Genomic DNA, 13,205 nt, shown 5'->3' with positions numbered 1-13,205 from the left:
ATGCCGGCTTTTATTGTCAGGAACGGCACGACCATACTAAAAGCTTGAGGGGGCAGAACATGATCCAGTTCGACCATATCATCCATTATGTCAACAGTCTGGAAGCAGCACGGGAAGAGGCGCCGCTCGATATACATTCCGGCGGCGTGCACCAGCGCCTCGGTACGGAGAACCTGTTATCCTATATCGATATGCGCTACATCGAATACCTTGCGATACGGGACCGCGACTTATTTCATGATCATCTGCGTGAAGCGGAGGATTCCTTCGCCAAGGCAATCCATAAATGCAATTATAAGGAAGGGTTCATCCGCTATGCGCTGGCAACCGACGATATCGTAAAGCTTTCCGAACGTTACCGGGCACAAGGGTTCAAGACATTCGGCCCATTGTATATGGAGCGTGTGACCGGCGGGGAGACATTGCGCTGGTCGCTGCTTTATATATTGCACGATCAGCATATGTTTCCTTTTTTCATACAGTGGGAAGAGGATGATGATGCAAGAAGGGAACGCATCAAAGGTTTCGGGGCATCAATGGAGCCGGCGCTGCTCAGGATACGGCAGACCGTGAGGGACACTGCCGAGTGGCAGGCTTTCTTCGATGTCATCGGCATCTGGCAGGGAAATATCGATGACCATACGGTGATCGAGCTAGAAGAAGGCAATCAGCCGGCCATGTCGATCGAAATCGGTACAGCCGGTGAAAGCGGTGAGTATCTGGGTGCGGACTATAAGTTTATATAAAGCATGAAGACGAGATGCGAAAGGGCGATGAGGGCCGTCACGATGCCGGTGAGCTTCAAAGCTTTCGTGCCGCCGACCAGGAGGTACACGATGGATAAAATTAATGAAATCACGGCAAGGATGATACGGACGCTCAACAGCTGGATGAAGCCTGAATCGAAGTACTGACCCATTTCGATCATGCTGACCGCATTGAGCAGTATTAAAATGCTTAATATGATGATTCTCATAAAGTTACGCCACCTTTCATAAATGGAATTATAACAGATTTTTTGGATTGGAGATAATTATGTATAAACGATTGCATTTAAGTGAAGAAGAACATAACCGGTTCATAGAAAATCATCCGAACGGCGACCTGCTCCAACTGACGGACTGGGCGGCGTCCAAGAAGCTGACGGGTTGGTATTTCAGACGGTTCGCACTTGCGGATGAATCTTCGGAGACGAGGGGCGCTGCGACACTTCTGTTCAAGAAGGTGCCTAAATTGAATGCGACGCTGTGCTACATATCCCGAGGTTTCGTATGCGACTATCACGATCATGCGCTTGTCGAGGCGATGCTTCGGGAAGCTGTCGTCATCGCAAAGGAAGAGAAGGCCTACGCGATTAAAATCGACCCGGATATTCCGGTGTCGGAATATGAAGATGCGCTTGAGAACCTTAAGGTCCTCGGCTTCAAGCACCGCGGCTTTCATGACGGCATGAGCAAGGATGCGATCCAGCCGCGCCAGACGATGGTGTCGGACATCGATAAAGATGATGAAGCGCTGCTGCAGAGTTTTGAGCGCAACAACCGCACGAAGGTGCGCAATGCCCTGAAGAAAGGGACGGAAGTGTACAAAGCATCGCGCGGGGACTTGCCAGCCTTTGTCGATCTCATGAAGGAGACGGGGGAGCGTGACGGCTTCCTCACGCGTGACATCACTTATTTCGAATCGATGTATGACCATCTGAATCCGAACGGCCATATGGAACTGTTCCTCGTCCGCCTCAACCCTTCAAAAGTGGAGGATTCCGTAAAATCGGACCTCGCAAAGCTGGATAAGGAAACCGTGAAGGCAGAGAAGAAGAAAGACGGCACTAAAAAAGACAATCAACTGAAGGACCTTCAGAACAGGAAAGCAAAGCTCGAGGGTCAGCTCAAAGAAGCACAGGAGCTGAAGGATGAGCATCCAGAGGGCATCATCTTATCTGGTGCCCTGCTCGCACTGTCCGGGCACAAGGCGTATTATTTATACGGTGCCTCTTCAAACGACTACCGGGATTATCTGCCGAACCATCATATGCAGTTTGTCATGATGCAGTATGCAAGGGATAAAGGTGCAAAAACCTATGACTTTGGCGGGGTGAGCGTGATGCCTGAAGAGGATTCTCCTCATTTCGGCCTCTGGCAGTTCAAAAAAGTATGGGGTACGGAAGTGTCCGAGAAAATCGGGGAATTCGACTTCATATTGAGGCGCCCTTTATATATGGCTGCGGAAGTCGGTGTGCCGGTCTTCCAGAAAGGCAAAATCAGGCTGAACCAGCTGAGGAAAGAGAAAAAAGGCAGGAAATGAAAAGACACCGGGCAGAATGACTCTGTCCGGTGTCTTTGTTGTGTGCGCCTGCCTACAGAAGATAAGGCCTCGCGATGATGAGCATCAGTATGAAGATGATCGATGCGGCGCTCACGACGGAGAGGGAGATGCGCATGGTCATGTAAAGCTTCTCGCTTTCATACATATGGGGCGCATTGCTCCACAGCCGGTAGCTGACGAACGCGCCGAAAAGTGCCGTAAAAATCCATAAATACAGATTCAGCTGCATGATGCTGTCATTGATGAAATAGTTGATGAAGAACAGCAGCTGCATCAGGATCAGCAGAACAGATATGACTCTTCTCATGTTTCCACCTTCCCACTCAATTCATAAGAACCACTATGACCAAAACAGCTGAAAACATTGCTGTGAATGCGTAGATTAAAAATACATGATCACGGTCATCTTTATTTTCCTTGAATGCGGCTATTTCAATGGACAGCATCAGGGACAGGCCGAGCACGAATACGATGACCGCATCCGGATTGGGCAGTGAGAGGCTGTAGACCAGGATCAGCAGAAGGAAAGCGACACCGGAAATCAGCCTCATGGCATCGAGTGTGCGGCTCCTCATCACCATGACGGTGGCGTACCCGATGACGAGATATATAAGCAGCATCAGTATGACGATCATTGAATCACCCGCTTTCCTTTACGATAATACTGGAAGATGAAAAATGTGGCAAATACGGTCACTGCAGCACCAAACCAGAATGGCGTCCCCGGGCTGATGAGGAACAGCAGGTTGAAGACGATCGGGCCGAAGATCCTGCCGAGGCTGTCCATGGAATACGTCGTTGAAGTCATCCGTCCCATTTCACCCGCCTGTGCCTCTTTGGTGATCTGTGAAGTGATGAGTGTCCGGACAAGGGCATTGCCCACCATCAGGAACACGATGCAGAACCCGGCGTAGACGAGCCCGTTCATGAACGGCAGCATGATGAATGCAATCAGGGTGAACACCTGGCCCGCAATCATGAACGGCAGCTCCTGGCCGTCTTTCAATCTGCGGATCACGCCGCCCTGGACGATGGCATTGAATATGCCCCCGATGAAGAATAAAATACCCATCTCCGCCGGAGTGATGCTGATCCTTTCGATGCCGAGCAGCTGGAATGTACTCTCCATGCCGCTGTTGATGAACATGACGAGGAACGTACATACGAGCAGTATGCCGACCGGCTGAAGAAGATACTCCGTCGGCAGGGTGATATTTTTATTGACCGTCGTCGTCGGGCGGTATGTCTCTTCGATTTTGAATATCGCCACGACCAGAGTCACCAAAATGACGAAAGTGGTCATGAAATAAGCGAGGCTCAGACTGATGCCGGCAAGCAGGCCGCCGATGCCCGGTCCGAATATGAAGCCCATGCCGACCGCCATGCCGACGAGCCCCATATATTTCGTGCGGGTTTCCCGCGTGGTGATGTCCGCGACCATGCTTGTCGTTGCAGTATAGAGTGCACCAGAGGCTGCACCACCGAGTATGCGGCTTATGTAGAGTATCAAAAGATTGTCGATGAACACACCGAATATGAAAAAGCTCAATGCGAAAGCGAACAACCCATAAAGCAGTATTTTGCGCCGCCCGTACTTGTCACTGAGGCGCCCGAAATAGGGTGCCGACAGGAAGCTCGCCAGTGAGTAGATTGCAAGCAGCCATCCCATATGAGTCGTGGAGGCATCAAGTTCCGTGACGATTTCCGGAATGACGGGGATGATCATACTGAAACCGAAGTAAATCAGGAACTGAATGATCATGATTACGGTTATCATTCTTTTCATTTCATGCACTTCCTGATTACATTATTTTTGTTGCCTGATTTTATTTTTCGTTTCTGTAATTTCATTTTCTATATCGACGAGCTGTTTTTCGAGGCTGTCGGTATTATGACCGGTCGACTCGACTTTTTCCAGGTCAGCCTGGATACGGACATAATCATGTTTAAGCTCTTTTAATTTATATTCCAAGTCCATGTTCACACCACCTTAAATACTGATTGTATCATATCATAAAGTTCCAATATTAGGGGAATCACTGAATGACATTTCCACTGCGCCTCAGGTATGATTATAAGGAATGGAGGAGAAGTCATGCACACCTTTGAAATCTATGAGGAGTATTACAAGTGGCACCCGCTCGAAGGGCAATCCGCGACTGAAATATACTGTCTTGAATATGGCAAGGATGACCCGCCGAACCAGTACGAACCGACCGAGCCGCTGATCGCCAAATCTTATACGGATGACATCAAGAAGACGCGGCGTGAACATAAACGTCAGCTTTGGCTAGAACTGAACGGTGTGAACGGCGTGCCGAAACCCGTCACGTATTACCAGGAGGACTATGCATACCTTTTCTACATCGCCCTGCCCGGCGTCGGAGCGGATGTATTCCTGAAAGAGGCGGACGATGGAACGCGTGCATCGATTTTGAAGCAGGCGGGACGTTATTTAAGTGCATTACATAAGACGAAAGTGTCAGACTGCCCGTTCATCTTCTATGATGAGGCTGGCGGGATGCACGATGATATCGTCTTCGGGCATGGTGATTTCGTGCTTTCCAATATCATTGTCAATGAAAGCTACATCACCGGCAGCGTCGACGTCATCAATATCGGGATGCGCGACCGTTACATCGATATCGCAAGCATGGCTAAAAGCATCGAATCCCACATTGGGTCTGAATATGTCGATCACTTCTTCGACGGCTACCGAATTTTAGGAAAAGTTGATGAAGGCAAGCTTGAATATTTCAAGGGACACAGAGACGTCCAGTGATATTTACATCGACGGCACGCCGGCTGCGTGCCGTCAATTTTTGAATATGATTTCCCTCACCTGATGGAACTCACCGGTGAATATGGAGTCCCTGATATCGGCGATCGAGTCTTCCAGCTTTTTGAACGCCGCCCTCGCTTCATCCACCCTGCCGCTCCTGAAGAGGCTCAACGGATAGACGGTTGCACGTGTCGCAATCCATATCCTGTCGAGCGGAAACTGCGCGACCTCCCGTTCATATAGGGAGGGGTTGAAATGATCTGCTACATAAGAGTAGTTACCGCTGTGATAATTGACCTCAAGATCCAGCATCTCGACGATATTTGAATAGTTCTTAACATATCTTGGATCCTCGCTTTCGGTCGAAATGACCTTCTCCCTGTACTGCTCCAGCTGCTCCAGATGCCTCTCACTGTCTTCGACAAGTACGAAGGCCAGCATGATCGGCTGTTCTTCACTGAAAATCTCCAGATTATAATAAGCATTCGGATTGAAATCCAAATATTTTTTCACGTTCCTGCTGTATTCCTTATACTTATCATGATCACCGATTGTCCCGTAATAAAATCCGAAAAGTACATTCTGGGTGAAATAATATTTGAAATTCTCATATTCGAACGATTTGTCGATGAGGGCGGTGCCGTATTCTATGAAGTCCGCTTCATCGAATTCGAGTGCGAGCCCGCTTCTCCAGTACAGGTAATCGAGCTCAAGGCCCGGGTCATATTCCTTGAATTCACCGACTTCCCCTTCCAGCTTCAGAAATTTCCTGTAGCCTTCCTCATAATCCCTGCTGTACAGCATCGACAGGGCATCGTTCATCTTATCTTTCAAAGCGAGGTTGCGGAGCCCCGTCTGTTCATAAAATCCGGTGACTTTTTCCGTCACCTGATCGGCCGGTTCATGCCTGCCAGTGTACCGGTAATACATCCGAATAATATGATAAAGCCGCATCCCCGCCTGCGAAGAGGCGATCTTTTCCATATTGGGCAGGATGTTATTCTCCACAAATTCTGTGGGGAAGTCATATAAATTATAGAAGATTTCATGTTCAGCCATCTCCCGTGTCCACTCCTCATCGCCTTCCTGCATCAGGTAACTCACCGGCACCTCCAGTGATTTTGCGATATGTTCAAGCGTCTCCATTGAAGGCTTTGATTTTTCATTCTCGATCAGGCTGAGCATGCCCTTTGTGATTTCACTGCCTGCGAGTTCGGCCAGGGTCATTTTCTTCTCTTTCCTCAATTTCCTTATGCGCTCACCAAGTCCCATTCTGAATCACTCCTTCTTATGTTTAATTATATTAAACTTTTTCTTGACAATCAAGAGGAGATATTTTACACTAAGTTTAATTAAATTAAACAAAGGGTGTGGGAAAATGACATTTACAGAGAAAATGCCATTCCGTGAAAAACAGAACTTCGCCGTATACCTCTTCAGCCGCATGATGCTCGGCATCGGTGATTATGTGTACTTGTTCGCAGTTTCGTACTTCATACTTTACGAAACTGGATCTTCACTGTATTTTTCCATCAATCTTGCGATTTCGATCCTGGTTTCCGTCATACTGCTTCCATTTTCCGGGCTGCTGAGCGACCGGGGCAATAAACGGCGGATCGTCATTACGGGCGAGGTGATGTTCACTCTGGTACTGTTCGGTTTATTCATCTACTCATACTTCGTCGGCATCAGCCTGCCTGCGATTTACACGGCGACATTCCTGATGTCGCTGATCAGCCCATTCATAGAAAATGCCCTGCAGGCGTCGATGACGGAACTCTTCCATAAGGACCGCATCCAGAAGATCATGGGATATGTCTCGGCCATGCTGTCGGCATCCATCATCGCAGGGCCGGTCCTCGGCGGCATCCTTTTCGGGCTCTTCAGCTTTTATCAGATCATACTCGTCTATCTCATGCTGTTCATGATATCCACCATCATGGACTTCCTGCTCAAGTTCAACCTCTACTTTGACAGCAAAAACTATGAGGAGGAAGCAGCGGACGGCAGGACGGTTTCAGGCTTCAAAAAAGACATCACCGAAGGTTTGAATTTCATCAGGAAGAATGACGTATTGAAGCGGGTGCTCATAATGGCGGCCTTCATCAATTTCGTCGGGGCGACACTGTCGATCCTTCCGGAGAAGATGATGATCACAGAGCTCAATTTTGAGCCGGCGCTCGTCGGATATGCCAATGCGTGCCTCGGAGCGGGGATGATCATCGGCGGGCTTCTGCTCGGCAGTGCCAAAAAGATGAAGAACCCGCTCGCCATCGAAAAGAAGGGGCTCATATTCCTGGCCGTACTCACGATGCTCTATCCACTGCCGATCTACCTCGGCATGAGTGTCGTGCCGAACTTCATATATGTCGGCCTGCTCGGATTCATGCTTGCAGTCAGCCTGCAGTTCATCAACATCCCGTTCGGCATATACCTGCAGCTCATCGTGCCGCAGAAGATCAAGGGGCGGGTGCTGTCGACGATGGCACTGGTCGCTTCAAGCCTGATGCCGCTCGGTACCATCATTTACGGCGTGCTTTACGATTTGGGCGGGTATTGGATCATCAATCTCACAAGCGGCGGTTCGATTGCAGTGATCACTGTACTGCTGCTGAATAAAGAAATTCTCAAGAAATCCGGGAAGTCGTACGGAGAAGCGGTGAACGGCGCTGACATCCCTGAGGAGAAAAGGCCGGAGAGGGAAAGGGCGGCAGAACCTCTGCTGCCGGAAGCGGAGGCACATATTTAATATGTGTCTCTATTTATTTCTAAATATTCAGATTTATATAGAAAGTGCATCCGTTATGTTGTAAAATGGAATTAAATCCAATTTGTATGGGAGCTTTTACACTTTAACTGTTACAAATTTGTGTCGCCTATAGTACCATACGGATATGGTTTTATTTTTCCATACAACATATATTGTGTGGAAAGCAGTTTCATTTCCTCAGCACCCATTATTATACATCAAGAACTTACTTAAACACTTGTCTGCAGGCCATGCGGATGAGGCGCAAAACCAAAAATCACAGGGGGAGATCATTTTGAAGAAACTCACGATGTTACTTACTTTGGCCATGGTGCTTGTTCTTGCCGCATGCGGCAACGGAAACGGCGATGGCGGCGGTGAAGAAGGAAACGGCGAAACGGGGGGCGACGAAGGCGAAGGCCGGGTGGCCGAGCTGCAGGAAGCAGGCACGGTCAACGTCGGCTTTGCCAATGAACCGCCTTATGCGTTCCAGAATTCAGAGTCCGGGGAGCTTGAGGGTGCGAGCATAGAAATCGCAAAAGCGGTGTTCCAGGAGATGGGCATCGAGGAAGTGAACGGACACCTGACGGACTGGGGCGAATTGATCCCGGGTGTACAGGCGGGCCAGTATGATGTCATCACCGCGGGTATGGCAATCCTGCCGGACAGATGTGAAAATGCACTGTTCTCAGAACCTGAAATGCAGTACGGTGAAGGGCTTGTTGTCGCAGCAGGCAACCCGTACGATATCCACAGCTATGCTGATATTGCGGATAACCCGGATGTCACGCTTGCGCTGATGGAAGGCACGACGCAGTTCGATTTTGTAGCACAGGAAGGCGTATCGGATGATCAGATCATGTCCGTGTCGGATATCCCGGGCCAGCTGTCTGCTGTCCAGTCCGGAAACGCGGACGTTGCAGCAGCCACGGAAGCGACGCTCAGGGCTGCATATGAATCACTCGGCAGCGATGATGTCGAGCTTGTTGAAGATTTCGAGCAGCCGGACATCGACGGTGTGCCGAGTTACGGTGCAGCAGCATTCAACATGGAAGATGAAGAGCTGCGCGATGCTTATAATGAAGCACTGGAGACATTAAAAGAAGATGGAACGATCGATGGCATTCTGGATGATGCTGAAGGATTCGAAGCGGAAGCGAACAGGGTCGAAGTGGGAGAAATGACTGCTGAGGAGCTTTGCGCAGGGGAAGAATAAAAGATTTATGGGTCCAGTGATTCCGGTGGAAGAACTGGGCCCTTTCATTTGAATACAGGGGAGTGAGTCTATGTTTGAAACGGGCTGGAACATCCTGAACTATCTGACCCAGGGTCTCGGCACCACTTTGAGTATATTTTTGACGGCCACGGCATTTTCTTTTCTGATGGCTTTCATCGCCGGACTTTCGAGGTTATCGGGTAATATCCTCATCAGGGGCGTCACTGCTGTATATGTTGAAGTTTTCAGGGGGACCTCCCTGATCGTACAACTTTTCTGGTTATATTATGCGGTTCCGATGCTGTTTAATATAAACCTGGGGAGCAACTGGTGGGTCGGGGTCATTGCAATCGCATTGAATTACGGCGCCTATATGTCGGAAGTGGTGAGGACATCTGTGCTTTCCGTCGATAAAGGGCAGACGGAGGCAAGCATCGCACTGAACCTGACGCGTTACCAAAGGATGAAGGAAGTCATACTGCCGCAGGCGTTCAGACTGATGCTGCCTGAATTCGGCAACTATTCGATCCAGATCCTGAAAGGGACGGCACTTGTCTCACTGATCGGATTGACGGACATACTGTACTTCGGTGACATCTACCGTTCGACGAACCTTTCAGAAGGGCCGCTTGCATATCTGATGGTGCTCATCATGTACTTCATCATTGCGCTGCCGCTGATCTGGCTGTCCAAAAAAGGTGAGAAAATCGCAAGAAGAGGGGTGGCGAGCTGATGACCTACTGGAGCTGGGAAACATTTTTCGATGCATTTCCAATCATCATCACAGGAATCAACGTGACGCTCGGGCTGACGGTGGTCAGCTTCCTGCTTGCACTCGCTGCGGGGTTCATATGGCTGCTGCTTGAGTCGACACCCTTCAAGGCTTTCAATTTCATCATCTACTGGATCAGGGAATTCATCCGGTCCACGCCGCCGATCGTACAGATTTTCTTCCTGTACTTCGCGTGGCCGATGGTGCCTTATATCGGCATGTCATTCACGCCGTTCGTGGCAGCCATGCTCGCCCTCGGCATCCACTTTTCCACATATATCAGCGAAGTGTACCGTTCCGGTATAGAGAGCGTGGACAAGGGGCAGTGGGAAGCTGCGACGGCACTCAATTTCTCCGTGAAGGACAAGTGGTTCAGCATCGTGCTGCCGCAGGCGATCCCGCCGACGATCCCGATGCTCGGGAACTACTTGATCATACTGTTCAAGGAAGTGCCGCTCGCAGCCACCATCGGTGTCGTCGGCATCCTGAGCATCGCGAGGAGTTACGGTGCCCAGACCTGGTCGTACCTGGAACCGCTGACGATCGTGGCAATCCTGTTCCTGATATTGAGTTATCCTTCCGCACTTCTTGTAAGGGCACTGGAGAAAAAAATGAACCGGCAATTCGATAAAAAGAACACGAAAGTGAAGGTGACGGAATGATGGAGCCAATCGTCCAATATAAAAATGTCCATAAATCGTTTGGGGACACCCATGTTTTGAAAGGCATCAACCTGGATATCAACCCGGGTGAGAAGATCGCAATCATCGGGCCGAGTGGTTCGGGGAAGACGACGATCATCCGGCTGCTGATGACATTGGAGGAGCCGACGGATGGCGATATATACGTCGCAGGCAAGAACTTATGGAAGATAGAGAAGAACGGGAAGAAGATGCCGGCGAACGAGAGACATCTTGCAAGTGTCAGAAAAGACATCGGCATGGTCTTCCAGCACTTCAACCTCTTCCCGCATAAGACGATACTCGACAACTGCGCCATGCCGCTCATCAAAGTGAAGAAGATGAAAAAGAGCGAGGCGCGTGAGATGTCGAAGCAGATGCTTGACCGCGTGGGGCTAGGGGATAAATATGATGCGTATCCATCGAACTTATCCGGCGGTCAGAAGCAGCGTGTCGCGATGGCCCGGGCACTCGTCATGCGGCCGAAGATCATGCTCTTCGACGAAGTCACTTCGGCCCTCGACCCGGAGCTTGTCGGCGAGGTGCTGGAAGTCATCAGGGATCTCGCGGAGAACGCCTCGATGGCGATGGTCCTCGTCACCCATGAGATGGACTTCGCCCTGGAGATCGCAGACCGCGTGCTGTTCCTAGACGAAGGCATCATCGCAGAGTCAGGCACAGCAGATGAAGTCATCAACAAATCCGACAACCCAAGATTGCAGAACTTCCTGAAACGATTCAGGGCATGACGGGACGCGGGGCATGCGGACAGAATTGTTTCCGCGCCCCGCACGCCTTCGTCTTCATACTGCTTTCCAACATGAGGAGGGTGAAAAATGAAAATCGATTACCTACTTGACTTGTCGGATATACTAGAATAGACTGGATATTATAACAATTCAATAATCTTATTCAGAGAAGCGGAGGGACTGGCCCTATGAAGCTTCAGCAACCCTGGCATGTCCAGATAGGTGCTAATTCCAGCGAGAAAACCTCTCGGGAGATAAGAAACATATATCCGGCTCAATGGTCAGATGCCTCTTTTCTCTTCGGGAGAAAGGAGGCTTTTATTTTACGGCATTTTTTTGTTCCAGCATCGGACCAACTATTAAAATCATTGGAGGAGATATCATGAACAACAAAAGAATTTATCTGAACGCCTTTGTAATGAATACACCGGGACATATGTCCGCAGGGCTGTGGACGCATCCGGATAATGATGCTTCAGGATACAGGAAAAGTGAGTATTGGATCAAGCTGGCCAGGCTTTTGGAGAAAGGGAGGTTTGATGCAGTATTTCTTGCGGATGTCCTCGGTACTTATGATGTGTACAGAGGATCAAGAGACCCCGCTGTCCGCCGGGGTGCCCAAGCACCGGTGAATGATCCATCCTACATTGTACCTCTGATGTCTGCAGTGACCAACCATCTGGGTTTCGGTCTAACAGCTTCTGTGACTCATGAACATCCTTATACATTTGCCCGCCGGATGACGACCCTTGACCACCTGACGAATGGACGTGTCGGATGGAATATTGTCACTTCTTACCTGAATAGTGCCGCAGTCAATATCGGACTGGACAAACAGATTGGTCATGATGAACGGTATGATATTGCCCAGGAATATCTGGAAGTATGTTATAAGCTATGGGAAGAGAGCTGGGAGGAAGATGCTGTCGTTGCGGATAAGGAAACCGGGATTTATGCCAATCCTGAGAAGGTTCATGATATCCATCATGAAGGCAAGTACTACAAAGTGCCGGGAGCGCATCTCAGTGAGCCTTCGCCACAGCGTACACCGGTGCTTTTCCAGGCCGGGGCGTCACCCAGAGGAAGGGAATTCGCCTCGAAGAATGCTGAACTTGTCTTTATTAATGCACCTTCGATAGAGGCGGGAAGAGAGACGGTGAAGAGATTGCGGGCCGATTTCGAAAAAAATGGAAGAAAGCCTGAAGACATAAAGATATTGACAATGCTTACACCAATCATCGGGGAAACGGAAGAGAGCGCCCATCAGAAACTGGAGGAATTCAAAAAGCATATCAGCCACGAAGGCGCCTTCGCCCTGTTCGGTGGATGGACAGGCATTGATCTTTCAGAGTTTGATGACGACGATGTCTTGACCTATGTGGAGAACGACTCCATGCGTTCCGTAATAGAAGTGCTGACAAGAGTTGACCCGGACAAGCAGTGGACCATCAAAGAACTCAGGGATTTCATCGGTATTGGAGGAATCAGTGCCTATGTCGTCGGCTCGCCTGAACAGGTTGCAGACGAGTTGGAGCAATGGATGGAAGAAGCTGGAGTGGATGGTTTCAATCTGGCGCATACTACGAGTCCCGGGACGTTCAAGGAGTTCATTGAACATGTTGTTCCAATCCTGCAGGAAAGAGGACGGGTGCCAAAGGAATATGAAGGTGCAACGTTGAGAGATAATCTATTCGGTCAAGGGGATAGACTACCTGAAGATCATCCCGGGAAAAGCACAAGGAAGGTCCGCTTCTAATAAAATTCTCTGCATATTATTGCCGGTATCCATTTGATGCCGGCTTTCGTTTTGTAAACAGAATAAGCCTGCATCACCAAAGATTCAACTCTCCATTTCAGATTGTAAATTGCTGATGACGTTGAGCGTATGTCCCGCCCATTTCTGTTTCTGTTTGCATCTAGATATATCCTGAA

General features: G+C 49.5%; 15 protein-coding genes and 1 riboswitch. Of the genes, 9 read left to right on the top strand and 6 right to left on the bottom strand.

Annotated elements, in window-relative coordinates:
* Window positions 1-59 precede the first annotated feature (59 nt).
* Window positions 60-746 carry a VOC family protein gene (locus tag LPW40_RS10590; protein WP_230822216.1) on the top strand — a complete coding sequence of 229 codons (687 nt, stop codon included), beginning with the start codon at window positions 60-62 and terminating at the stop codon, window positions 744-746.
* On the opposite strand, the gene LPW40_RS10585 is transcribed toward LPW40_RS10590, so the two are convergent.
* Complete coding sequence (locus tag LPW40_RS10585) at window positions 731-976, bottom strand: hypothetical protein (RefSeq protein WP_097040801.1); 246 nt, start codon at window positions 974-976, stop codon at window positions 731-733. The genes LPW40_RS10590 and LPW40_RS10585 overlap by 16 nt on opposite strands.
* Before the next feature lie 59 nt (window positions 977-1,035).
* Here LPW40_RS10585 and LPW40_RS10580 point away from each other — a divergent pair, with 59 nt between their 5' ends.
* Window positions 1,036-2,304, top strand: coding sequence for a lipid II:glycine glycyltransferase FemX (locus tag LPW40_RS10580; protein ID WP_230822215.1), 1,269 nt, complete (start codon window positions 1,036-1,038; stop codon window positions 2,302-2,304).
* Between the two features lie 52 nt (window positions 2,305-2,356).
* On the opposite strand, the gene LPW40_RS10575 is transcribed toward LPW40_RS10580, so the two are convergent.
* From LPW40_RS10575 to LPW40_RS10560, 4 genes are read right to left on the bottom strand one after another with little or no spacing between them, the layout of a single operon-like run.
* On the bottom strand, window positions 2,357-2,632 hold the full coding sequence (locus LPW40_RS10575) for a hypothetical protein (protein ID WP_230822214.1): 276 nt from the start codon (window positions 2,630-2,632) through the stop codon (window positions 2,357-2,359).
* Between the two features lie 16 nt (window positions 2,633-2,648).
* On the bottom strand, window positions 2,649-2,960 hold the full coding sequence (gene mspA, locus LPW40_RS10570) for a membrane stabilizing protein MspA (RefSeq protein ID WP_230822213.1): 312 nt from the start codon (window positions 2,958-2,960) through the stop codon (window positions 2,649-2,651).
* Complete coding sequence (locus LPW40_RS10565) at window positions 2,957-4,111, bottom strand: MFS transporter (RefSeq protein WP_230822212.1); 1,155 nt, start codon at window positions 4,109-4,111, stop codon at window positions 2,957-2,959. Before LPW40_RS10565 ends, mspA begins: the two co-directional genes overlap by 4 nt.
* Before the next feature lie 21 nt (window positions 4,112-4,132).
* Window positions 4,133-4,303, bottom strand: coding sequence for an SE1832 family protein (locus tag LPW40_RS10560; RefSeq protein WP_230822211.1), 171 nt, complete (start codon window positions 4,301-4,303; stop codon window positions 4,133-4,135).
* A gap of 117 nt (window positions 4,304-4,420) precedes the next feature.
* Between LPW40_RS10560 and LPW40_RS10555 the strand changes: the two genes are divergently transcribed.
* Window positions 4,421-5,107, top strand: a complete 687-nt coding sequence (locus LPW40_RS10555) for a phosphotransferase (RefSeq protein WP_230822210.1) — start codon at window positions 4,421-4,423, stop codon at window positions 5,105-5,107.
* A 33-nt stretch (window positions 5,108-5,140) separates the two neighbouring features.
* Here LPW40_RS10555 and LPW40_RS10550 read toward each other — a convergent pair whose 3' ends face one another.
* Window positions 5,141-6,379: a helix-turn-helix domain-containing protein gene (locus tag LPW40_RS10550; protein WP_230822209.1), complete on the bottom strand. Its 1,239-nt coding sequence runs from the start codon at window positions 6,377-6,379 to the stop codon at window positions 5,141-5,143.
* Window positions 6,380-6,485: 106 nt separating this feature from the next.
* Here LPW40_RS10550 and LPW40_RS10545 point away from each other — a divergent pair, with 106 nt between their 5' ends.
* The 6 genes from LPW40_RS10545 to LPW40_RS10520 all read left to right on the top strand — a co-directional run bounded on the left by LPW40_RS10545 (window position 6,486) and on the right by LPW40_RS10520 (window position 13,029).
* Window positions 6,486-7,856: an MFS transporter gene (locus tag LPW40_RS10545; RefSeq protein ID WP_230822208.1), complete on the top strand. Its 1,371-nt coding sequence runs from the start codon at window positions 6,486-6,488 to the stop codon at window positions 7,854-7,856.
* A gap of 295 nt (window positions 7,857-8,151) precedes the next feature.
* Window positions 8,152-9,072, top strand: a complete 921-nt coding sequence (ehuB, locus tag LPW40_RS10540; RefSeq protein WP_413776007.1) for an ectoine/hydroxyectoine ABC transporter substrate-binding protein EhuB — start codon at window positions 8,152-8,154, stop codon at window positions 9,070-9,072.
* A gap of 70 nt (window positions 9,073-9,142) precedes the next feature.
* A complete protein-coding gene (locus tag LPW40_RS10535) occupies window positions 9,143-9,805 on the top strand; it encodes an amino acid ABC transporter permease (RefSeq protein WP_097040814.1) in 663 nt (220 codons plus the stop codon).
* Window positions 9,805-10,506, top strand: coding sequence for an amino acid ABC transporter permease (locus LPW40_RS10530; protein ID WP_230822206.1), 702 nt, complete (start codon window positions 9,805-9,807; stop codon window positions 10,504-10,506). The genes LPW40_RS10535 and LPW40_RS10530 overlap by 1 nt, the downstream gene beginning before the upstream one ends.
* Window positions 10,503-11,273: an amino acid ABC transporter ATP-binding protein gene (locus tag LPW40_RS10525; RefSeq protein ID WP_230822205.1), complete on the top strand. Its 771-nt coding sequence runs from the start codon at window positions 10,503-10,505 to the stop codon at window positions 11,271-11,273. The genes LPW40_RS10530 and LPW40_RS10525 overlap by 4 nt, the downstream gene beginning before the upstream one ends.
* A gap of 156 nt (window positions 11,274-11,429) precedes the next feature.
* Window positions 11,430-11,534, top strand: a riboswitch (SAM riboswitch).
* A gap of 121 nt (window positions 11,535-11,655) precedes the next feature.
* Complete coding sequence (locus LPW40_RS10520; protein WP_230822204.1) at window positions 11,656-13,029, top strand: LLM class flavin-dependent oxidoreductase; 1,374 nt, start codon at window positions 11,656-11,658, stop codon at window positions 13,027-13,029.
* The last annotated feature ends 176 nt before the right edge of the window (window positions 13,030-13,205 follow it).

The sequence above is a fragment of the Salinicoccus halitifaciens genome, from assembly GCF_021026095.1.
In the GTDB taxonomy this organism is placed as follows: domain Bacteria; phylum Bacillota; class Bacilli; order Staphylococcales; family Salinicoccaceae; genus Lacicoccus; species Lacicoccus halitifaciens.
The sequence above is the reverse complement of the archived record's forward strand: the minus strand, read 5'-3'. Positions and strand labels throughout refer to the sequence as shown.

Bases quoted from the DNA above. Each gene is read 5' to 3' on its own strand.
- LPW40_RS10590 (WP_230822216.1), top strand. From the start codon at position 60: ATGATCCAGTTCGACCATATCATCCATTATGTCAACAGTCTGGAAGCA.
- LPW40_RS10585 (WP_097040801.1), bottom strand. From the start codon at position 976: ATGAGAATCATCATATTAAGCATTTTAATACTGCTCAATGCGGTCAGC.
- LPW40_RS10580 (WP_230822215.1), top strand. From the start codon at position 1,036: ATGTATAAACGATTGCATTTAAGTGAAGAAGAACATAACCGGTTCATA.
- LPW40_RS10575 (WP_230822214.1), bottom strand. From the start codon at position 2,632: ATGAGAAGAGTCATATCTGTTCTGCTGATCCTGATGCAGCTGCTGTTC.
- mspA (WP_230822213.1), bottom strand. From the start codon at position 2,960: ATGATCGTCATACTGATGCTGCTTATATATCTCGTCATCGGGTACGCC.
- LPW40_RS10565 (WP_230822212.1), bottom strand. From the start codon at position 4,111: ATGAAAAGAATGATAACCGTAATCATGATCATTCAGTTCCTGATTTAC.
- LPW40_RS10560 (WP_230822211.1), bottom strand. From the start codon at position 4,303: ATGGACTTGGAATATAAATTAAAAGAGCTTAAACATGATTATGTCCGT.
- LPW40_RS10555 (WP_230822210.1), top strand. From the start codon at position 4,421: ATGCACACCTTTGAAATCTATGAGGAGTATTACAAGTGGCACCCGCTC.
- LPW40_RS10550 (WP_230822209.1), bottom strand. From the start codon at position 6,379: ATGGGACTTGGTGAGCGCATAAGGAAATTGAGGAAAGAGAAGAAAATG.
- LPW40_RS10545 (WP_230822208.1), top strand. From the start codon at position 6,486: ATGACATTTACAGAGAAAATGCCATTCCGTGAAAAACAGAACTTCGCC.
- LPW40_RS10535 (WP_097040814.1), top strand. From the start codon at position 9,143: ATGTTTGAAACGGGCTGGAACATCCTGAACTATCTGACCCAGGGTCTC.
- LPW40_RS10530 (WP_230822206.1), top strand. From the start codon at position 9,805: ATGACCTACTGGAGCTGGGAAACATTTTTCGATGCATTTCCAATCATC.
- LPW40_RS10525 (WP_230822205.1), top strand. From the start codon at position 10,503: ATGATGGAGCCAATCGTCCAATATAAAAATGTCCATAAATCGTTTGGG.
- LPW40_RS10520 (WP_230822204.1), top strand. From the start codon at position 11,656: ATGAACAACAAAAGAATTTATCTGAACGCCTTTGTAATGAATACACCG.